Source organism: Xanthomonas sp. NCPPB 1325 (assembly GCF_041477645.2).
GTDB classification, from domain to species: domain Bacteria; phylum Pseudomonadota; class Gammaproteobacteria; order Xanthomonadales; family Xanthomonadaceae; genus Xanthomonas; species Xanthomonas cannabis.
In genome coordinates this window covers 2,351,525-2,372,474 of the sequence record NZ_CM192985.1, presented here as the reverse complement: position 1 = coordinate 2,372,474, position 20,950 = coordinate 2,351,525, and the positions used below count along the sequence as shown (strand labels likewise).

At 61.5% G+C, this 20,950-nt stretch carries 18 protein-coding genes; 10 read left to right on the top strand and 8 right to left on the bottom strand.

What is annotated here, in order from left to right; translation table 11 throughout:
• Positions 1-483: 483 nt before the first annotated feature.
• Genes flhF through ACCQ10_RS10055 form a run of 6 tightly spaced genes read left to right on the top strand, consistent with a single transcriptional unit; the run spans position 484 to position 6,513 of the window.
• Complete coding sequence (gene flhF, locus ACCQ10_RS10080; protein ID WP_372362981.1) at positions 484-2,166, top strand: flagellar biosynthesis GTPase FlhF; 1,683 nt, start codon at positions 484-486, stop codon at positions 2,164-2,166.
• On the top strand, positions 2,153-3,037 hold the full coding sequence (locus ACCQ10_RS10075) for a MinD/ParA family protein (protein ID WP_039566578.1): 885 nt from the start codon (positions 2,153-2,155) through the stop codon (positions 3,035-3,037). Before flhF ends, ACCQ10_RS10075 begins: the two co-directional genes overlap by 14 nt.
• The gene (locus ACCQ10_RS10070; protein ID WP_039414775.1) at positions 3,034-3,801 is read left to right on the top strand and encodes an RNA polymerase sigma factor FliA; all 768 of its coding nucleotides are present in this window, start codon (positions 3,034-3,036) and stop codon (positions 3,799-3,801) included. The genes ACCQ10_RS10075 and ACCQ10_RS10070 overlap by 4 nt, the downstream gene beginning before the upstream one ends.
• A 35-nt stretch (positions 3,802-3,836) precedes the next feature.
• On the top strand, positions 3,837-4,229 hold the full coding sequence (gene cheY, locus ACCQ10_RS10065) for a chemotaxis response regulator CheY (protein ID WP_014507662.1): 393 nt from the start codon (positions 3,837-3,839) through the stop codon (positions 4,227-4,229).
• The gene (locus ACCQ10_RS10060) at positions 4,229-4,855 is read left to right on the top strand and encodes a protein phosphatase CheZ (RefSeq protein ID WP_372362980.1); all 627 of its coding nucleotides are present in this window, start codon (positions 4,229-4,231) and stop codon (positions 4,853-4,855) included. Before cheY ends, ACCQ10_RS10060 begins: the two co-directional genes overlap by 1 nt.
• Before the next feature lie 2 nt (positions 4,856-4,857).
• Positions 4,858-6,513 carry a chemotaxis protein CheA gene (locus ACCQ10_RS10055; protein WP_372362979.1) on the top strand — a complete coding sequence of 552 codons (1,656 nt, stop codon included), beginning with the start codon at positions 4,858-4,860 and terminating at the stop codon, positions 6,511-6,513.
• A 468-nt stretch (positions 6,514-6,981) separates the two neighbouring features.
• On the opposite strand, the gene ACCQ10_RS10050 is transcribed toward ACCQ10_RS10055, so the two are convergent.
• The gene (locus ACCQ10_RS10050; protein WP_372362978.1) at positions 6,982-7,527 is read right to left on the bottom strand and encodes a GNAT family N-acetyltransferase; all 546 of its coding nucleotides are present in this window, start codon (positions 7,525-7,527) and stop codon (positions 6,982-6,984) included.
• Positions 7,475-7,804, bottom strand: coding sequence for a type II toxin-antitoxin system TacA family antitoxin (locus ACCQ10_RS10045; protein WP_104581804.1), 330 nt, complete (start codon positions 7,802-7,804; stop codon positions 7,475-7,477). The genes ACCQ10_RS10050 and ACCQ10_RS10045 overlap by 53 nt, the downstream gene beginning before the upstream one ends.
• Before the next feature lie 501 nt (positions 7,805-8,305).
• On the opposite strand from ACCQ10_RS10045, the gene ACCQ10_RS10040 reads away from it, so the two are divergent.
• Both ACCQ10_RS10040 and ACCQ10_RS10035 read left to right on the top strand, forming a co-directional pair.
• The gene (locus ACCQ10_RS10040) at positions 8,306-8,620 is read left to right on the top strand and encodes a DUF1153 domain-containing protein (protein ID WP_017163777.1); all 315 of its coding nucleotides are present in this window, start codon (positions 8,306-8,308) and stop codon (positions 8,618-8,620) included.
• Complete coding sequence (locus ACCQ10_RS10035; RefSeq protein WP_372360889.1) at positions 8,620-9,444, top strand: IS3 family transposase; 825 nt, start codon at positions 8,620-8,622, stop codon at positions 9,442-9,444. The genes ACCQ10_RS10040 and ACCQ10_RS10035 overlap by 1 nt, the downstream gene beginning before the upstream one ends.
• A 23-nt stretch (positions 9,445-9,467) precedes the next feature.
• On the opposite strand, the gene ACCQ10_RS10030 is transcribed toward ACCQ10_RS10035, so the two are convergent.
• The 6 genes from ACCQ10_RS10030 to ACCQ10_RS10005 all read right to left on the bottom strand — a co-directional run bounded on the left by ACCQ10_RS10030 (position 9,468) and on the right by ACCQ10_RS10005 (position 18,027).
• Positions 9,468-9,842 carry a SymE family type I addiction module toxin gene (locus ACCQ10_RS10030; protein WP_372362977.1) on the bottom strand — a complete coding sequence of 125 codons (375 nt, stop codon included), beginning with the start codon at positions 9,840-9,842 and terminating at the stop codon, positions 9,468-9,470.
• Positions 9,839-10,108 carry a hypothetical protein gene (locus ACCQ10_RS10025; RefSeq protein ID WP_372362976.1) on the bottom strand — a complete coding sequence of 90 codons (270 nt, stop codon included), beginning with the start codon at positions 10,106-10,108 and terminating at the stop codon, positions 9,839-9,841. The genes ACCQ10_RS10030 and ACCQ10_RS10025 overlap by 4 nt, the downstream gene beginning before the upstream one ends.
• 514 nt (positions 10,109-10,622) lie before the next feature.
• Positions 10,623-11,498 carry an HNH endonuclease gene (locus tag ACCQ10_RS10020; protein ID WP_372362975.1) on the bottom strand — a complete coding sequence of 292 codons (876 nt, stop codon included), beginning with the start codon at positions 11,496-11,498 and terminating at the stop codon, positions 10,623-10,625.
• Positions 11,498-13,057 (bottom strand): AAA family ATPase, encoded by a 1,560-nt coding sequence (locus tag ACCQ10_RS10015; protein WP_372362974.1) that lies wholly within the window; start codon positions 13,055-13,057, stop codon positions 11,498-11,500. Before ACCQ10_RS10015 ends, ACCQ10_RS10020 begins: the two co-directional genes overlap by 1 nt.
• A 441-nt stretch (positions 13,058-13,498) precedes the next feature.
• Positions 13,499-14,659, bottom strand: coding sequence for an AlbA family DNA-binding domain-containing protein (locus ACCQ10_RS10010; RefSeq protein WP_372362973.1), 1,161 nt, complete (start codon positions 14,657-14,659; stop codon positions 13,499-13,501).
• A gap of 215 nt (positions 14,660-14,874) precedes the next feature.
• The gene (locus ACCQ10_RS10005) at positions 14,875-18,027 is read right to left on the bottom strand and encodes a TonB-dependent receptor (protein WP_372362972.1); all 3,153 of its coding nucleotides are present in this window, start codon (positions 18,025-18,027) and stop codon (positions 14,875-14,877) included.
• 1,200 nt (positions 18,028-19,227) lie between these two features.
• Between ACCQ10_RS10005 and ACCQ10_RS10000 the strand changes: the two genes are divergently transcribed.
• Complete coding sequence (locus ACCQ10_RS10000) at positions 19,228-19,968, top strand: flagellar motor protein (RefSeq protein WP_039565224.1); 741 nt, start codon at positions 19,228-19,230, stop codon at positions 19,966-19,968.
• 6 nt (positions 19,969-19,974) lie between these two features.
• Positions 19,975-20,949 (top strand): flagellar motor protein MotD, encoded by a 975-nt coding sequence (gene motD, locus ACCQ10_RS09995; protein WP_184440658.1) that lies wholly within the window; start codon positions 19,975-19,977, stop codon positions 20,947-20,949.
• Position 20,950 lies beyond the last annotated feature (1 nt).

Genomic DNA, 20,950 nt, shown 5'->3' with positions numbered 1-20,950 from the left:
GCCTGCGGGGGAAGGTGCCCGACGGGCGGATGGGGGCAACACTCTGGCGATGTTCCCGCAGGTGTGACTCGCACGGCACCAACCGCCCCTCATCCGGCGCTGCGCGCCACCTTCTCCCGCCCGCGGGAGAAGGCAATGGGCTGCCAGCGCTGCAGCGGCGTTGCACCAACGCCTCCCTTCCCCGCCTGCAAACGCATCCCTTCCCCCGCCTGCGGGGGAAGGTGCCCGAAGGGCGGATGGGGGCAACAGGGGCAGCCGCCGCACGCGCAACCCTCCTGATCGAGCGCCAGAAATCCAGCACTTCGGTTTTGGCACACCACATGCATTAGCTCTGGCGAGACCGCAGACAGCTCCACCGCTGCGGGGCGGATGGCAGGACTTGGAACACAAACGGGACATGCAACTCATGACGCTGGCAACACACCCACATTCATCGCGCACCCGTCCGGCGTCCGGCGGGTCCCGTTCCTGGAGGCACGTGGCATGAAGATCAAACGCTTTGTTGCCCCGGACATGCGCACCGCATTCCGCATGGTGCGTGACGAGCACGGCCCGGATGCAGTGATCCTGTCCAACCGCCGCACCGCCGAAGGCATCGAAATCGTCGCGGCTAGCAATTACGACGAAGAACTGGTGCAGCGCGCCCTGGAAACCGCCCGCGCCGAGACCCCGGCCAGTGCCGCGCCCGCCCAGCAGGCGCCCGTGCAGCAGGCTCCGGTGCAGCAGGCCCCGGCCCAGCCGGCGGCCCGCCCCGCCGCACCGGTGCATGCTCCGCTGAAGCCGGCCGCCGAGGCCGGCATGAGCCACCGCCAGCGCGTTGCCAGCGCCGCCGAAGAGATGATCGCCGCCATGGCCCTGCGCCAGCCGGTCAGCGTGCCGCGTCAGGCCCCGGTGGCCGCCCCGATCCGCAGCGCCGCGCCGATGCCGGCCGTGCAGGAACTGGCCGCCCCGGTGGTGCAGCGCCAGGACCACGCGCTGTCGGCGGTGCCGGAACAGCTGTTCGCCGACTTCCTGACCACCGCCCCGGTCCAGCGCCCGGCGCTGCAGACCGCTCCGAGCCCGGCTCCGGCTCCGATCGCTGTCGCCGCCCCGGCCTACGCCGCACATGGCCAGGACGACGACGCCTTCGCCGATGAGGCCGACTTCGATCTGGACGACGCCCTGCCGCAGATCCTGCCGCCGGCTGCGCTGCCGCCGATCGTCGTTGCCCCCGCCGCGCTGGCCGCGGTGCCGGTGGCTGCGGCGCCGGTCGCGCAGAACGACGAAGAACTCAAGCAGCTGCGCGGCGAACTGGCGCTGATGCGGCAGATGATCGAGCGCGAAATGAACCGCCTCACCGACGAGCGCCTGCGTGGCTCGCCGGTGCGCGCCCAGGCGCTGGAACTGATGGACGACTACGGCTTCGACGCCGGCCTGACCCGCGATATCGCCCTGCAGATCCCGGCCGATACCGAATTGCACCGTGGCCGCGGCCTGATGCTGGGCTTGCTGTCCAAGCGGTTGCCGGTGTCCCCGGTCGACCCGCTGGAACGTGGCGGCGTCATCGCCCTGGTCGGCCCCACCGGCGCCGGCAAGACCACCACCATCGCCAAGCTGGCGCAGCGCTTTGCCGCCCAGCACGCCCCGCGCGACGTGGCCCTGGTCACCACCGACACCTTGCGCGTCGGTGGCCGCGAACAGCTGCACAGCTACGGCCGTCAGCTCGGCATCGCGGTGCACGAGGCCGACAGCGCCGAAAGCCTGCTGGAACTGCTGGAGCGTCTGCGCGACTACAAGCTGGTGCTGATCGACACCGCCGGCATGGGCCAGCGCGACCGTGCCCTGGCAGCCCAGCTGAACTGGCTGCGCGCCGCCCAGCAGGTCACCTCGCTGCTGGTGCTGCCCGCCAACTCGCATTTCGCCGACCTCGACGAGGTCGTGCGCCGCTTCGCCCACGCCAAGCCCCAAGGCGTGGTGCTGACCAAACTCGACGAGACCGGCCGCTTCGGCAGCGCCTTGTCGGTGGTGGTCGACCACCAAATGCCCATCACCTGGGTGACTGACGGACAGCGGGTCCCCGACGACCTGCACCGCGCCAATGCCGCCAGTCTCGTTCTTCGTCTTGAAGATTTGCGGCGCGCTGCCGATAAGCCCTGTACTCCGGAGCACAACCATGCAGTCGCGTGAATACGCCAAGCTGACCAACGCCTTCCCCCTGTCGGCGACCCGTCCCGAGCCTTTGGGCCCGGTGCGCACCATCGCCGTGACCGGTGGCAAGGGTGGCGTGGGCAAAACCAACATCTCCGCCAACCTGGCCGTGGCGCTTGCCGACATGGGCAAGCGCACCCTGCTGCTGGACGCCGACCTCGGCCTGGCGAACCTGGACGTGGTCCTGGGCCTGGCGCCCAAGTACACCCTGGCCGACCTGATCGCCGGCCGTTGCACGCTCGATGAAGTGATCATCGAAGGCCCTGGCGGCGTGCTGGTGGTGCCGGCCGCATCCGGTCGCCGCCACATGGCCGAACTGGCCCCGGCCCAGCACATCGGCCTGGTCAATGTGTTCTCCGAACTGGAGCGCGACCTGGACGTGATGGTCATCGACACCGCCGCCGGCATCACCGACAGCGTGCTGACCTTCTGCCAGGCCGCCCAGGACACCGTGGTGGTGGTCTGCGACGAGCCGGCTTCGATCACCGACGCCTACGCGCTGATCAAGGTGCTCTCGCGCGAACGCGGCGTGGACCGTCTGCAGATCATCGCCAACATGGTGCGCGACCCCAACGAAGGCCGCCTGCTGTACGACAAGCTCTCCCGCGTCTGCGAGAAATTCCTCGGCGATGTCTCGCTGAACTATCTCGGCCACGTGCCGCAGGACGACTGGTTGCGCCTGTCGGTGCAGCGTCAGCAACCCGTCATCAAGGCCTATCCGTCCAGTCCGTCGGCGCAGGCCATTGCAGAAATCGCACGCCGTACCTCGCGCTGGCAGGCACCCACCGTGCCGCGCGGCAACGTCGAGTTCTTTGTCGAACGCATCATCCAACGGGGAGTGGCCGCATGAGCACCGCTACCGCCACCACGGCCAGCGCGCAGTACCGCGCCGTGCAGCGCAACAACGCCAACGACGTGGTGACCCAGCACGCCGACCTGGTCCGCCGCATCGCCCACCACCTGGCCGCGCGCCTGCCGGCCAGCGTGGAAGTGGACGACCTGATCCAGGCCGGCATGATCGGCCTGATCGAAGCCTCGCGCAGTTACGACTCCGACCAGGGCGCCTCGTTCGAAACCTATGCCTCGATCCGCATCCGCGGCTCGATGATCGACGAGATCCGTCGTGGCGACTGGGTGCCGCGTTCGGTGCACCGCCGCGCCCGCGATGCCGCCGCCGCCGTGCGCAAGATCGAGCAGAACACCGGCCGCGCCGCCGCCGCCACCGAAGTGGCCGCCGCGATGGAAATGCCGCTGCCCGACTACCTGCGCCTGATGGAAGACGCCGCACGTGGCCAGGTGCTGAGCCTGGAATCGCGCATCGAAGATCACGGCGAGCTGGACACCACCGCCAAGGGTGGCCCCAACCCGCAGCAGATGATGGAGCGTGGCGAATTCGGCCGCGAGCTGGGCAAGGCCATCGGCCAGTTACCCGAGCGCGAGCAGCTGGTGCTGTCGCTGTACTACGAACAGGAATTGAACCTGAAGGAAATCGGCGCCGTGCTGGGCGTCAGCGAATCGCGCGTGTGCCAGATCCATGGCCAGGCGGTGGTGCGTTTGCGTGGCCGCCTCAAGGTCTTCGAACTGGCCGATGCCGGCGTCGAAGTCGACGACTGAATTTTTCGCGTAATTTTTCGTGTTAGGAGCTTGATGTGAACAAGAACATGCGGATCCTGATCGTGGACGACTTCTCGACGATGCGACGCATCGTCAAGAATCTGTTGGCGGATCTCGGCTTCACCAATACCGCAGAGGCCGAAGACGGCAACAGCGCGCTGGCTGCGCTGCGCGCGGGCCCGTTCGACTTCGTGGTGACGGACTGGAACATGCCCGGCATGACCGGCATCGACCTGCTGCGCAACATCCGCGCCGACGCCAAGCTCAAGCACCTGCCGGTGATGATGGTGACCGCCGAAGCCAAGCGCGAGCAGATCATCGAAGCGGCCCAGTGCGGCGTCAACGGCTACATCATCAAGCCGTTCACCGCGCAGACGCTGGAAGAAAAGCTGGGCAAGGTGTTCGAACGTCTGGCGGCGACCGCCTGATGAACGCCACCGTGGAAACCGATGCCGAACGTGCCGCGTTGATCGAGCGCCTGCAAGGCGCGCTTGACGCACTGGAAAGCGGTGATGAAGTGGCGTGGAAGCGCGAGGTCGACCACCTCGCCGCCCTGCGCACGCGCCCGATGATGCAGAGCCTGAGCCGGCTCGCCCGCGAACTTGGCCAGGCGCTGGGCGAGCTGCCCACCGTGCCCGAAGAAGCCGGTGAGCTGGACGATGCCTGCTCGCGCCTGGATCACGTGGTGGAGATGACCGAAAAGGCCAGCCACCGCACGCTGGACCTGGTCGAGGAATGCCGCGTGCTGGCCAACCAGCTGCGCGATGGCGGCCTCAATCAGGACCAGGGCGCGCTGATGGACAAGATGCGCCACAACCTCACCGAGCTGTCGCTGGCGCAAAGCTACCAGGACCTCAGCGGCCAGATCATCCGCCGCGTGGCCGGCATCGTGCGCCGCGTGCACGAGGGCTTCGGTGCGCTCGGCCTGCCGCCGAAGAATCCCGAGCCGAAGAAAGACGACGGCGGTCTTGCCGGTCCTGCGATCAAGGGCCTGGACCGTCACGCCGTGTCGCAGGACGACGCCGACGATTTGCTGTCCGGATTGGGGTTGTAACCATGAGTGCCGTTCCAGACGATATTGCTGCCGATTTCATCGTCGAGGCCCAGGAAATCCTGGATCGCCTCGGCGAACAGCTGGTGTCGCTGGAACAGGCGCCAGACGAAGCCGACCAGCTCAATGCGGTGTTCCGCGGCTTCCACACGCTCAAGGGCGGCGCCGGCTTCCTGGCGATCAAGCCCATGGTGGAGCTGTGCCACGCCGCTGAAGAAACCCTCGGCATGGCGCGCTCCGGCCAGGCGGTGTTGCAGGCGCATCACTTCGACGCCGCGCAGCAATCGCTGGACTATCTGCAGGCCATGCTGGATGCGATGGGCTCGGGTGAACCCGTGCCGCACGCACCGGCTACGCTGATCGCGCAGTTCGATGCCAAGAGCGGCCCGCCGGCGGTCAAGGCCGCGCCCAAGGCAGCTGCTGCTGCGCCAGTGCACGACGACGGCCATGCTGCGCCGGCGCCGGGCGCCAAGGCCGCACCGAAAGGTGCCGCCAAAGGCGGTGCCGAAGCCGAGCAGACCGTGCGCGTGGACACCAAGCGCCTGGATGCCATCGTCAATCTGATCGGCGAACTGGTGCTCTCGCGCAACCGTCTGAAGACACTGCGCACCCGCCTGCGCGACGAAGAACTCGACCGCGCCGTCAGCACGCTGGACATCGCCACCGCGCGCCTGCAGACCGCAGTGATGCGTACCCGCATGCAGCCGGTGAGCAAGGTGTTTTCGCGTTTCCCCAAGGTGGCCCGCGACGTCGCGCGCACCCTGTCCAAGGAAGTGGAGCTGGAACTGATCGGCGCCGAAACCGAGCTTGATCGTAATCTGGTCGAAGCCCTGGCCGATCCCTTGGTGCACCTGGTGCGCAATGCGATCGACCACGGCATCGAATCGCCTGCCCTGCGCGAAGCCACCGGCAAGCCGCGCAGCGGCCATGTGCGCCTGTCCGCGCAACAGGAAGGCGATTACGTCAGCATCGAGATCCAGGACGACGGCGCCGGCATCGACCCGGAGCGGCTGCGCGAGATCGCGCGCGGCAAGGGCCTGATCGACGCGGAAGCGGCGGCACGTCTGAGCACCGACGAGTGCTTGCATCTGATCTTCATGCCGGGCTTCTCGACCAAGGTGGAAGTCACCGATATCTCCGGCCGTGGCGTCGGCATGGACGTGGTGCAGTCGCGTATCCGCGAACTCAGCGGCCAGATCCAGATCCAGTCCGAACTGGGCCGCGGCAGCCGCTTCATGATCCGCGTGCCGCTGACCCTGGCGATTCTGCCGACCCTGCTGGTGCAGGCCGGCGAAGCGGTCTATGCATTGCCGCTGGCGCGCGTGGTCGAAGTGCTGCACGCACCACAGACCTCGCTGGGCTGGTTCGACGGCCGCGCCGTGCTCGACCGCCGCTCGCACACCCTGCCGCTGATCGACCTGCGCCGTTGGCTGGGCGTACCGGCCGAACAACCGCCACTGCTGACCGTGGTGCTGCTGCAGGCCGGCGAAACCCGCTTCGGCCTGGTGGTGGACCAGGTCCGCGGCCGCGAGGAAGTGGTGATCAAGCCCCTGCCCCGCGCCCTGCGCGGCCTCCCCGGCTACGCCGGCGCCACCCTGATCGGTGACGGCCGCATGGCGCTGATCCTGGATGTGGATGGATTGCGCTCCAGCGATCATTGATTTTTGGGAATCGGGAATCGGGAATCGGGAATCGGCAAGACGATCCTGGTTGCCTGATCTAACGACAACGGCCGCGTACTGCGGCCGTTGTCGTTTTCCATCCGGCCTCGCTGCCGATTTACGCCACTACGCGCGGCTATGCGGTGGTGTATTTGTCTAATGCTTGTAGACACCTCGATGGGGGTAATCCCCTCCACCGGCGCCCGCATCAGGCGCTGGGCATGAAGACACCCGATGAAGCATGTGCCTTAGCTACATGACCTGTGCAGAGACCGCTGGGTCATTACATACTTGGCTAACGAAAATCCGTTTCTTGCTGTAGAAGGGGCGTCCGATGCGCATCCGCTGCACTCCACGCCTGGATGCGCGCTCCGAAGTGGATCTAATCGCCAGGGCGATTACCCAAACGCAAGAATCCCCGAACCGACCTGAGTCAGAGGATTCTTCGCACGGAGCTGTGGAGAGGTATTACGTTTTCAAAAGCTCAGTGATGCTTGCCATAGGCAACCAGAGCTTGAGAGGGTTCGACGCCGCAGGCTGGAACCCGAACTTTTGATAGAAGGGGGCGGCATCTCCCTTGGCATCCACGAACAGTCCCGTGACGCCAATGGCTTCGCTCACCTGTGCGGCTCGCGAGATGGCTTCCATGAGGAGCATCGTGCCGAAGCCGCGCCCTTTCAGTCGTTGATGCACCGCCAGGCGGCCCATGCGGACTACAGGAACATTGCGGGGCAGCTTTGAGCCAGCCGGTGGCAGCTCGCTGTTCATTACCTGCGCTGATGACAGGCTGAAGTAGCCAAGGACGGTGGTGTCCTCGATGCCCTCAAATCTTTCCTGGTGCCAAGCGTACAAGCTTCCCTTCATCGGAATTGCCAGGAACGTGCGGCTGACGCCGCGCTTCTGGTGCTGGCTCGCCGTGGTATGCAGCCACTCGTTCAATTCCTTGTTGCCGCAATCGAAATCAGCGCGGCTTAGGTGTCCAGCGAACGGTACTACTTCTACTTCCAGTGTCATGGTTTCTCGTCTCCATATGATGTTTCAGGGAGACAGCCAGACGATCGGAGACCGGCTTCGGGTTATCGAGCGCATCCAGAAATTTCTGCATGTCGTTCTGGCTTAGTCGAATGATCGAATGTTCTTCGATGATTCTCTCAGCTTCCCGCAGCGCGGCCTGGGCGACGAACTGGTTCGTCGTTGTTGCCGTCATCTCAGCCGCCTGTTCAATTGCTTGCTGCGCGTAAGCGGTGACTCGGGTCGTTATTCTTGCCCGGTCATTACTGGTCGCATGCATAGGTAACTCCTATGTGTATTTCGTCTTCACCGGAGCTGGCCAAGCTCTTGGCTTGGTCTGAGCTCGCTGCCTGTGTGGTCTGATCGTGCCTACTTCATCTCATGTCTCCTACTGTTGGTAGACGCAATATAGCCAGGTGGTGCCAAAATGGCAACCGGGAGAAAATCCATTTAGGATTAAATTGCAATATCCGTGGGATATGCAGCAGGCTGAAGCGTCTTTGCAGCGGGCACGGCGCTACAGCCAAGCACAAGAGGTGCTACTGAAAGTAAAGCAACCGATATGCGCATACCTGGCCCAGGCCCTTGGTAATGTAAGGCCCGAGACTTCGTTCTCCTTCGGTCGGGAAGGTTGGCCTGTTGAACCACGATACCGCCACTGCGACTTCGTTCCAGCTACCGTCGCGCTCTGCGGGATGCGGCCGGTGCCTCCACCGGCGGCAACACTGTAATGACCCACTGATTTCCTGCTCAGGTGTTACTTTCCCCGAAGGAGACACCGATGAGCGAAGTGATGGAAGAGGAGATCAAGCGCTGGACCGCCCGGCGCAAGTCAGCGCTGGTGCTTGAGATCATCCAGGGCAAGACGACGGTAGCAGCGGCCAGCCGGCAGTTCGACCTGACCCCGGCCGAGATCGAGAACTGGGTTGAGGAGGGCAAGCGAGGCATGGAGAACGCCCTGCGGGCGAAGCCCGAGGACGTGCGCGAGCAGTACGAGCGGCAGCTGAAGGACTTGCAGGAGGCCTACGGCGAGGCGATGTTGGAGATACGCGCCCGAAAAAAGCTGGCCTCCCTGCTGGGAAAGGACGAGAGCTGATGCTCTCGGTCCAGCAGGGCTTGAAGGACGAAGGTGTTTCGGTTCCGATGACCAAGTTGTGCCAATGGTTCGGTGTGGCACGTCGCACGACGTACTACAAGCCGACCAGATCGCCCGCCAAAGTGAAGCCGGAGCTGGCCGAACCGATCAAGAAGATGATCGAGACGGAGCCGAGTTTTGGCTATCGCACGGTCGCTGCGCTGCTTGGCATGAACAAGAACACGGTGCAGCGGATCTTCCAGCTGAAGGGCTGGCAGGTGCGCAAGCGTGCCCTTGGCCAGCGCCCGCGCATTGAAGCTAAGGTCTCCCGCGCCGAGAAGCCGGATCAACGCTGGGCCACTGATCTGTGTCGCGTTTGGGGCGGCAAGGACGGCTGGCTGAGTCTGGCGCTGGTGATCGACTGCAGCACGCGGCAACTGCTCGGCTGGCACCTGTCACGGACCGGTAAAGCCAGCACGGCATCTGCCGCACTGGAGCAGGCGCTCATCACGCGCTACGGCACGCTGGGCCGGGTGCAAGAGCCATTTCTGCTCCGCTCGGACAATGGTCTGGTGTTCACCAGCCGCGACTACACCCGACTAGTTCGCAGCTATGGGCTGACGCAGGAGTTCATCACCCCGCATTGCCCACAGCAGAACGGGATGGTGGAGCGTGTGATCCGGACCCTGAAGGAACAGTGCGTGCACCGACATCGCTTTGAGAGCCACACCCACGCGCTGCGAGTGATTGCTGACTGGATCGCCTTCTACAACCAACAGCGCCCTCACCAGGCGCTGAAGATGATGACCCCGGACGCGGCCTATGCCGCTACATTAACCCCATGACCTGAGCAGAAACCGGTGGGTCATTACAACACCTCCATCAGTAGCTGCCCTGCGCTGGCGGTGATGCGTAGTTTGGTGCCGATGGCAAAGCCCAGTTGTTCCAGCCACAGGCCGCTGAGGCGGACGTGCGGCACGTGCTGGTCGCCGGCGCGGTCATGGGCGCCGGGGTAATGGGTGTAGCTGACGGTGCATTGGCGCGGGCGGCGGGCGCGGCGGGGTGCGCGTAGCGTGCCGGGGCCTTGCGGGGAGGCGTCCGGGTCGGGCGGCAGCATCGGTGGCAGCTTGGTGCGGTCGGGTTCCACAACGACCCACTGCACGCGCTTGGGCGGCGTGGGGCGCGCACGCGTGCGGGTGGGCCGTGCGCCGGCAGATGCCGTGGGTGGGCGGCGGCGTGTCATGGCGCCTCCGTGTGATAGCGGGTGATGGTTGCAGCGACGTACTGCTGCAATGGCACAGCCCTGCGTGCCGACAGGCGGCGCGAGGTGTACGGCAATACACCGAGCTGGCGACTCAGCGGATGCGCAGTATGGTCACTCGCCTGCTCAATACCTGTGCTTGCGTCGAGCCTGTGCAGCACATCGCCCATATCCCACCGCAGGCGGTGAGCGGAAGCTGGCAACAGATCAACCGGCACAGATGCCGGCATGGATGGTGCGGTAGACATGGCAACGCCCTCCTGGAACAACCCAAGAACCGCCGCCAACGGCGACGGGATGTCGGGAGGTTCGAAACCGCTAAGAGCCGGCGGGCGTATTCCCCTGGCGGGTGTTGTATTAGCCGCCCTCCCGACGCAGGCATCGCATCGGCTTGTACCTGCAGGATGCAGGCACAAAGAACCCACCGGTTTGACGGAGGTGGGTACCGCTCTTAGAGGAGTTTCGACGCTCCTTGGGCCTAGATTGCAAGTACACGGTCTGGCGTGTCAACACACGCTGGCGGGTCTCGCGCGGCTGTGTGCGCCGCTGGCGCAGTTCCATACGGGCCACGCAAGCCGAACGCCGTCGCCTGATAAGTGCACCTGACCCCATCACGGTCGTTCACGTGCTGGCGATGGAACCAGTCTCACGCTGGCTAGCACGCTCACGTACACTGCCCGACGCAGTGCGCGAGCAGATGACGCTGGTGCTTTAAAAACTTGGGGATACCTAAGAATCTGACCCCGTTAGCCCGGATTACTATCAATTGATTGCGTTGAAGAAGGCTTGGTACATGCCTACTTGCCAATGATTAGGGAAGACAGCCTCATTGATGCCGGGCTTAATTAAAATATCCTTTATAGATTGACAAGACATTCCCGCCATTTTCATGCCATCTATTTGACGTACGACCGTCCCCCTTTGCTCCGCGGCTTTAAAAGCATATCTACTCGAAAGATCGAATGCATCAAAATGTTTCCTTGCACGCTTCTCATCCGTCACACTCCAAGCATCTGGTGCACGAACAAAGTAGGTTAGTTCACTCTGTGGATCCCGGAAGCAACCAGAAAACTCAGCAAATACCCACTGTTCTTTGAAAAACTTTTCTACATCTATGTACGGCTGGATCAGCTGATCTTCTGGACAAGTCGCGTAACTCTGGGACTTGCCGTCAAAGTTACAATCCCGACAAGAGGGGACAAGATTTTGAGGAAGTATTGAAAACAGGGGAAATCGAGCTTTGGGCAAGAAATGATCAAGCGTTCGAGGTCTACCAATACCCCCGCAAAACGGGCACTTCTCTAAAGCGGAAAGCAATAAATCATCATAGAATTTTCTGGCCGGCTTACCTTTTGCAGCGAAATATTGTTCGTATATTTTTATGAGGTCTGATTTTTTTAGAATCTCAGCTTTGCTTATATCCACCACCACCACTGGATCTTCCAAATCATCAGGAACAGGAGAAATTTTGTGTAGCTCACCAATGACGCTATGGCAAATATAATTATCTCTTGCCGCAAGCAGCGCCCCTCTGCCTTCTTGAAGCCTTGTGCGAAGTAAAATGTTTCCGGTTATTCCTTCTATGCACCCCGATATGATCGAATCATATATGTTACCAGGCGAATCAAGCCGGAGCATCAAAGCACCCCCTTATCGCGCTCGGCAATCAGCGCTCCGAGCAAGGCCCTGCCTTCAAATCCAATTTGCCCGTTGTATTGAGACAATATTTCAGCAAAGGCCCCTCCATCTTGGACAGAACTTTTAAGAAGATCATGAAAGCCAGACCTACTTACCTCAAGCCCGAATACTTCAGACGTAAGTAAGCCAACGTTTTCACCGAAAGTTTCGATTTCTGGACGGGAGCACGCAATGCTTAGGCCACGCCTGTAAATTTTCCAAACTGATGAGCGGGGGATTTCCTGAAGAACGACCGGAGAGTGTGTTGCGATGATGGCCACCCCGTTTCTATCCCGCAATAAATCAGACAAAGCTCTAAGAAAAGCCGCAAGAAGCGGAGGATGGAGGTGGCTTTCAGGTTCATCCAACAACACAAGGGTTTTTTCTTCCAGCCTAGCGACTAGACGAGTTATCGTAAGTAGCACAACGGCGTGCCCTGAACTCATACGAACAAGTAGCGGACTTACTTTGCCATGAAATTCACCATGTTCGAAATCTCCATCTGGCTTTTCGGCTCGCAAATCATCAAAGACTCTACGAATTCCGCGAATATCCATTGAAGCAAAAACCTCATCCGAGCTCAACTTATCTATAGCACTGAGCCAGCGCTTAAATTTCGAGTTATTGACGAAACACTCGGCAAGCGCCTGCGTGCAGCTAAGCCGCAATTCCGTAAGGGTTTTAAGTCGATCGGGATCCCCCGGCGTTTTCAGTCCAACATAAAAGTAGCAGGTACCCTTCGTAGGATCGCTTTGCTCTAACGGGGGCGGAAATGGATCAAAAGCGCTAAAGGATACAGATATTAAGCTACTGAAGTAATCATGATCAATCTTCGGACTTTTCCACGCCGCCTTGTCAAAGAAACCACAATCTCCGGAGCTATCCATCACAGCCTGAATCATACCATTCAGCAAAGTGGTTTTACCCACTCCATTTCTTCCGATAATCGCATGGATATTAGTACTTGGCATCGATGACTCTTTCACATAGAAATCGAGGCGAACTTCATCAAATCCATTTGCAGAAGGCTTGACAAACTGAAAACTATAGTCCGTTAATTCAGCATACCCATCTAGAACACGCGTAAACTGGCCCTTGATTGTGGACAGGCTCACATATCTTAAAAGAGAAATACTAAAAACCTTTTCATCACCAACTAGATCAATGATTTCAAGATCCAGCACAATATCACGGAGAGCGCCTAGAATTAACTTACCCAATCCGTCAGGAATGGCCGCCATCTTCTTGTAGAAATCCACGTCTTGCCCAAGCGAAAAAAAATTTTCATCCAGGGTTTCAAAGACATTTGGCAATTTTTCATATGTAGCTCGGTCCGTGGTTTGACCCTTGAACCCAATTTTTATAGCTCCCACATCATGAAAAACCCCTTTTTCGTCAAGCACGTACACTGAAAACATAGTGACAAAAGAATAATCGTTCCACTTGTCAATTTTCAAATAAACACAACTTTTTCCTACGTGTGGAACAGACGCATCTTTTGGCAGCACTTGAAATTGCATTGACATCCTCTCTGTTTATTTCATTTCCACTCAATAACTTTAACATCCTGACGCATACCACTTGAGCCGCTTGGAGCTTCAATGCCTTTAGGACAAATAACGGAGTCAGATAAACTTCTCACAAGCTAGTGTGCTAGCAACACGGAACGCAGATCGTAAATAACGAGGTCAGGTGACCTGGAATCGCTCTTCTGCTCACGAAGTAAGTGAACATCGGACCGTCCATCCTTACTGTTGTTGTCCCCGGTTGGAAGGCTCGATTCGGTTGGAATTGAGATGACCGACCGATACGCTGCTGCGGCGCTGGATCGTCTTGGGGGCCAAGTAATGGGGACGCACAGCCGCGCCCTTCTTTTTATTTTCAAACGCTGCATGCCCTCCGATCCACGGTTAGCCTTACACTAGCCTGTATGACCCATTAATTTTTAGAGACTTATCGCCCTACGGTTGGGAGATCCACTCGCCATCTGCTGAATAGAATGGACAGTCTTCCAGTCCAAATGTTTGGAACAACATGTCAGCTAACTGGCGGCACGAGGCGTCGGGATCGGTTGCAAGTTGAGCAAGACTATCTACTTCAAGCATGGGTAATTCGATCGCGGGTTCCCAAGGTGCTCCTGCCTCTTGCTGGAAGTCTGGCCCGGGATAAAGCAGGCCGTAACCTTCTGCATTGACACCCGATAATGCAATGTAAGCAGGCCCGGAGACACCCACTTGACCGAGCGCTATAGCGCAGTTTTTGGATGCATTTCTCATCAGAGACGTGGCAGTGTAACCATGGATTACAAGCTTTCCAGGCTGCTGTCTCTCTCTGCCTTTCCAAACCACCTCAACCAAACCTGAGCGGAACACGCGAATAAATTTACTCTTCGGATCGTCGCGCCCTGCGCTTGTATAAAGTAGGCCATCGGCGGTGAAGGTCGACGAAAGCGTATAGTCACCCTCAATTAAAGATCGATATCTATTTCTGATAGCATGAATATCTATCTGCGAAGCACTAAATAAACTTTGGTGTGGAACGATGTGCAAGGCAAGCCAAGCGACGTCTTCAAGCTGCCGCTTCTTGATAGAACGATCCAAGTGAGCAAGGCGTCCAATTCGCCATTCAGTTGCAGCTTGTGACGCTCTTCCACGAAGCTGAAATGCCGCGCGAAGTTGACCGTAGTTCATTTCCAAGTTCATCGTTCCCTGCCGATAGACAAATCTTCGCTGGTTGTTGAAATTGGTCTGGAACGGCCCGCCGTACTGCTGCGGAACTTCGATCACAAGTACATATCCGCCAGTTACTAATATGGCCGACACGGTATATCCAACTACCCTTGGCTCGATACCGTCTGCAATGCATTGATCCACGCGCCGCTGTGCATCATCTCGGTCCTCGCCAGCAATGGGAACAATTGCTTCCGCGAGACCATCGCTGCCTTCCTGGACTCCATAAACAATTCGTCCGCCCTCGGTATTTGCCAGGGCGCACACGTCCTTCAGCAATTCTCTTCGGCTGTCTTCTCGCTTAGTCGGAAGCTCGCGCTTGAAGTCTAAATGGAGCGACTCCTGCGCTTGGTCCTTCACAAGCTGCTCTATCCATTCGCTGTTGATGGCCATCGCTCTGGTGTCTTTTAGTAAGCCCTCTTATCAGCTGCCGCATGCTCACCCGTCAATAGCAAACTCATCCCGCCTACATTCGACTTGCCCATCTTCATATCTTGTCACCCCCGTTACAAATAACGGTTCCAGGTTCACTTCCACTTCAGCCGGCCGCCGCCAAACCATCCCGCCCATACCGCCACGCGGCAGGCATGGGCGCGACACGCTGGGACTTAGAACTTGTAGGTCAGCCCCAGATACGCCAGCCGGCCTGCGTAGCCGCCGGTGTAGAAGCGGGCGCGGGTGTCCTCGCCCAGGTGCGAGCGGGACTCCTGCTTGGTCAGGTTCAGCACCGAGGCGGTAAGGCTGAGCGCCGGGGTGATGTTGTAGGCCGCGTTGACGTCGATCTGGTAGTACGGCTCCTCAAAGACGTTCAACCCGTTGACCAGGCCCTGCACCAGCTCACCGCGCCGGTTGTACGAGGCGCGCAGCAGCAGGCTGTCGATCTCGTAGAACACGGTGAGGTTGGTCTGGTTCCTGGCGCTGCCCGGCATGGAGGTCTTGCCGGCCTCGGTGCCGTCCTCCAGCCGCACCGCCGCCTTGCTGGCATCGTTGTAGGTGTAGTTGACCTGCACCCCGAGGCCGAACGGCAGCGTGTGCTGCGCGTAGAGCTCCACACCCTGCGAGACCGCGTCCTGGCCGCCGGCCTGGGTGCTGTAGTTCTGCACGGTGACCATCTGCCCGTCGATCATCATGTTGACGTCGCTGATCACGTCGACCGCGAAGTTCTCTACGTTCTTGCGGAACAGTCCCACACCCGCCACCGAACCCGGCTGGAAATACCATTCCAGCCCCAGGTCGAACTGGTTGGCCTTGTACGGCTCCAGGTTCTTGTTGCTGCCCGAGCCGTACCAGCCCTGCTCGCTGGCCCCGCCGGTCAGGCGCCGGTCGGCCACGTACTCGGGGCTGTAGAACTCCAGGCTGCCAGGCGCGGCGATGTCGTTGTAGCTGGGACGCGCGATCACCTTCGACGCTGCCGCGCGCAGCAGCAGGTTCTCGGTCAGGTCGTAGGCCAGGTTGAAACTCGGCAGCACGTCGGTGTAGTTGCGGTCCAGCCCGCTGACCACGAACGACTCGGTGCGTTGCACGCTGTCGGCCAAACGCCAGTAGCCTTCGGTCCCGCAATAGGTGTCGGCCGGGGCGCCGCCGGGCATGGCGGCGCCCTGCTGGCAGGCCAGCGGATTACCGTCGGCACCATCGAAGAAGTAGTCGTTGTAGGCGGTCACCTTGTCGGTGGAATCGGCACGCTGGCCCGTGCGCGCCACCCGCACGCCGACGTTGCCACGCAGCCGCTCGGTGTGGAAGTTGAGCTGCAGGTAACTGGAATAGATCTCCTCGTCGACGTTGTAGACGAAGTTGTCTTCGCTGCGGGTCTGCATCGCGCCGTAGGTCTGGTTCAAGTAACCGATGTAGCCCGGGAAGTTGATCGCCGGGAACGCGCTGGCCTTGACGCCACCGGCCAGGTTGTCCTGCGCGAACAGCAGGCCCGGCGAGAACTGCGTGGCGATGGCATTGCAGCGCCCGTTCCAGTAGCGGTTGTCATAGTCGCCTGGGTCGGTGCCCGGGCACACCCAGTAGTTGTTGCCGGTACTGCGGTGGATGCCGCCGTCGCGACGCTTTAAGCCGAACTGCAGCGAGTCGAAGACCTCGCCATCGAAATGCCAGGTGGTATCGATCTGCGCGTACTGCTGCTGATTGGTGTTGCGGGTCCAGGACGAGCCGGTCGAGCCCAGGTCGACCTGCAGGATGCCGTCGCGCAGGTTCTGCATCAGCTCCGGCGAGAACGTCATGGACGGCGTGCCGGTCAGGTCCCAGGCGCTGGCGAAGTTGCCGTTGGTCCAGCTGCCGTCGGCGTTCTGCAGGCGCGGCTTGATCGGCAGGGAGAACTGCAGCTCCGGCCCGCCCTTGGCCCAGGTGCGGCCGGCCTTGAACGCCACGTCCACCTGCTCGCCACGCCATTCGCCGCCCAGGTCCACCGTCTGCGACTGCGATTTTTCGATGTTGTAGCTGCCGGTGATCTGCGGCGTCGGCACGGTGCAATCGTCCGAGCCCCAGCCGCCCGGCGGCAGGCCGGCCGCGGCGGCCTGCGCCTCGCTGCAATAATAGGTCTTGCCCGGACGCAGGCTGTAGGCGGCGCCAGTGACGATGGTGCCGCTGGGATCGAACTGCAGCCCGTCGAGCAGACGGCCGCCGCGCCAGTTGCCGTCGCCGTTATAGCGGGCAATGTTCCACTCGGGAATCTTGATGGTATTGGTCTGCGAGTCCTGCGACAGGTCGAAGCGGAAGTAGTTCGCGGTCAGCGTCAGGTCGTCGGTCGGCTTGAACTGCAAGGTCAGCTGCCCACCCTTGCGCTCGCGCTCCTCGCGTTTGGCATCCACGCTGACCGCCGTCGGCATCATGAAACCGGTGGAGTAATTGCCGTCCTGGTTCCAGAAACCGGTACCGCCCCACCAGTTGGCGTTGAAGTCCGACGGATTTCCGTTGACGTCCACCGCCGGGCCGACTTCGTCGAGGCCGTACCATTGCCAGCTCTCGGTACTGGCATTGAGCGTGCGCGCGGTGCGCTTCTGCTGCGTGTAGCCAACGAAGACACCGAAGCGGTTGTCCTTGTCGTGCCAGGAGTACGAACCGGAGAACTGGCCGTCGGTCTTCTTGCTGGTATCGGACCAGGTGCCCTCGGCGGAGACGAAGCCGGAGTTTGGCTCCAGTTCCAGCGGGCGCCGCGTCTGCAGGATCACCGTGCCGCCGATGCCGCCTTCATCGATGCGCGCTTCCGGGGTCTTGTACAGCTCCGCGCTGCCGAGCAGGTTCGACGGCAGCAGCGTGTAGTTGAACGAGCGCGTCGGGTCGCCGTTGGACTCGGCGGTGGCGATGTAGTTGCCGTTCAATTCGGTCAGCACCAGCTCCGAGGACAGGCCGCGCACGCTGACGTTCTTGCCCTCGCCGCCGTCGCGGCTGATGACCACGCCGGGCACGCGCTGCAGCGCATCGGCCACGTTCTTGTCGGGGAACTTGCCCACGTCCTCGGCGGTGATCACATCGACCACGGCGTTGGCGTTGCGCTTCTGCTCCAGGCTTTTTTCGATCGCGTAGCGGTAGCCGGTCACCGTCACCGCGTCCAGGTCCGTGGCCTGCACCGCGGCCTGGCCCGTGGGCGCCGGCGTGCCGTCGGCCTGCTGGGCAGCAGCGGTAGAGGCGGCGCCCGCGAACAAGGCGATGGCGATACCGGCGGACAGCGTGCTGCGGTGGCGTGCAAATGGCATGCAGTTCATGTCGATCATGCTCTCCCAAAGGTGATCGGCTCCGGCGGATTTCTGTCGATCCAACGATCGGACAGGAATGCCGCGCGAAGTGACGCAAAAAGATCCGGCGCCGTTGCGGCGACCCGGGTCCTCTCCTCTTCTCCCCCCTCTGCACAGATGCGATTAGATCGTTCTAATGCAGCGGAAAACTAAGTATCACAGCCCGTGCGGCAGCGCATTCTGCTGCGCAACAGGCCCGCGGCGGCTTGAGACATCCACCACTTGCCGAGCTCGCCACGCTTGCATGCGGCACAGCACAGCCTGCCTGCAGAAGCAGCCCGATCGCGCCAGCAAGACGCGCTCGGCCGCAACCGGGCGCAAGCGGTCGACCGAAGCACTTGCACACTCCCCATTATTTTCAACCGAGCTCAGCGAGAGAACCGCAGCATCCGCCTTGTAATTGGCGACTCCGTGTAGCAGCACCCAACTGACAGCTGCGCACGCGTTTTGTCGGCTGCACCAAGGACCGCCGGCACCCTACGCCGTTACGCGCGGCTGCACGTTGGTTTCGATTCGCTGTGAGTCAGCAAGGTTTTCAGGTCGTCGGTCGCCTGCGCGCCAGCCACGATGCAGCGTCGCAACCGAAGTGGCGCGCGAGAGCGGTAACGGCAGTGATCGCGCGCGCCGTGCACGATGCTGTGGACACGCGTGGTACGTCAGACGGAATACATGATGTGTAACGTAATGGCGCGAGGGATCCGCATCCACTCCCTAACGTCACCAAACCAAAGACTCCTCGAAATCACAGCAACAACGTGCCGAGGCGCCAGCGTGGCCAGGGATTGGCGGAGAGCGGCACACGGATGTGCCGCGACGGCGCGTCAGACAGGATGTCTGTCGCGCCGAAGAGCCGATCCCCGGCCGCGCTGGTGCCCCTTACCGAAGCCGACAGCTGATAGTCCGCGCCTGGACGTACCCTCACCCCAACCCCTCTCCCGCAGGAGAGGGGCTTTAGTCCCGCGCCGGACTCAGGACTCCTCGAAATCACACCAGTAACGTGCCGAGGCAGCAGCGTGGCTGGAGATCGGCGGAGAGCGGCACGGGGATGTGCCGCGACGGCGCGTCAGACAGGATGTCTGTCGCGCCGAGCAACCGGTCCCCGGCCGCGCTCCCGCTCTCGGCGCAGTGGCAATTCGAAGACCCATCCCCCAGAACGACAACTTTCTGGCGCTCTCTACCATCTGGCTCTATCAAGTCCGCCGCACCTGGGCCGATACCGCTTGCATGGACAGATTGAGCATCATCGGACTGGTGCTGGCGATCGTGGCGATCGTCGGCGGCAGCGTATTGAAGGGCGCCGGCATTTCGTCGCTGTGGTCGCCTGCTGCCTTCGTGATCGTGATCGTCGGCACCGTGGCGGCAATCCTGCTGCATACCTCGCCGGCAGTTTTCCGGCGCGCGTTCAAGATTCTGCGCTGGGTGGTGCAGCCGCCGGCCAGCGACCGGCCGCAGCTTGTTGCGCGGATCGTGGAATGGAGCAACATCGCGCGTCGCCAGGGCCTGCTGGGCCTGGAAGACCAGCTGCCGCGCCAGAGCGACGCCTTCCTGCGCAAGGGGCTGCAGATGCTGGTGGATGGCGTGGAGCCCGAAGCCATGCGGCACATGCTCGAAATCGAAGTGGACAATCAGGAGCGTCAGGATCTTGCCGCGGCCAAGGTGTTCGAGGGCATGGGCATCTACGCCCCTACCCTGGGCATCATCGGCGCGGTGCTGGGGCTGATGGCGGTGATGAAGAACCTGGCCGACCCGGCCATGCTCGGGCACGGCATCGCCGCGGCCTTCACTGCCACCATCTACGGCATCGCCTCGGCCAACCTGCTGTTCCTGCCGGTGGCGGCCAAGCTCAAGAGCGTGATCCATTGCAGCACCAACGAACGCGAAATGGCGATCGAAGGGCTGATTGCGATCGCCCAGGGCGAGAACCCGCGCAACATCGAGTCGAAATTGGCAGGCTACTTGCATTAGCGCATTATGGCCCGTCGTCGCAAACACCACGAAGAACATGGCAACCACGAAGCGTGGGCGATTCCGTATGCCGATCTGATGACGCTGTTGCTGGCGTTTTTCGTGGTGATGTACGCCATCTCCTCGCTCAACGAAGGCAAATACAAGGTCATGGCGCAGGCACTGACCAGCGCCTTCGGTGGCTCGTCCAAGAATGCCAGCCCGGTCCAGCTGGGCAAGACCCAGAGCCTGGGCGCCGATTACGACCGGCCGTCGGTGATCAAGGCCGGCGCGCCGATGGCCGCCTCCAACGGTCCCACCGACCCCACCCTGCTGCCGTCGATGGCCGCGCAGATGCGCATGCCGGTGTCGTTGCGCAACCAGGCGCAGCTGGCGCGTGCGCAACGCCAGATGGATGCGGTGGCCCAGCAACTGGGCAAGACGCTGGCGCCGCTGATCGACAAGCAACTCATCACCATTCGCCGCAACGATCTGTGGATCGAGGTGGAGATCAACAGCGACATCCTGTTCGGCACCGGCTCGGCCACCCTGGCCGGCGGTGCGCGCGGCACCATGTCCACGCTTGCGGCGGTGCTGCGCGATGCGCCCAATGGCGTGCGTGTGGAGGGCTACACCGACAACCAGCCCATCGCCACTGCGCAATTTCCGTCCAATTGGGAGCTGTCGGCCGCGCGTGCGGCCAGCGTGGTGCATCTGTTTGCCGACGATGGCATTGCCCCGCAACGATTGGCGATGGTGGGCTATGGAGAATTCCGCGCACGTGCCGATAACTCAACCGAGGCGGGACGGAATGCGAACCGGCGTGTGGTGTTGATCATCCTCGCTGACTCAGCTGGCTCACTCGCACCCGATCCGCCATCGCAATTAAATGCGACCGCCGCCGGGGCGCCAAAGCTACCCAAGTCTGACGGCGGCCAAACAGCCGTCACCACCGAAAGCGGCACAAGTTCCGTCCCCGCCGTAATTCAAGGAGTGCAGTGAG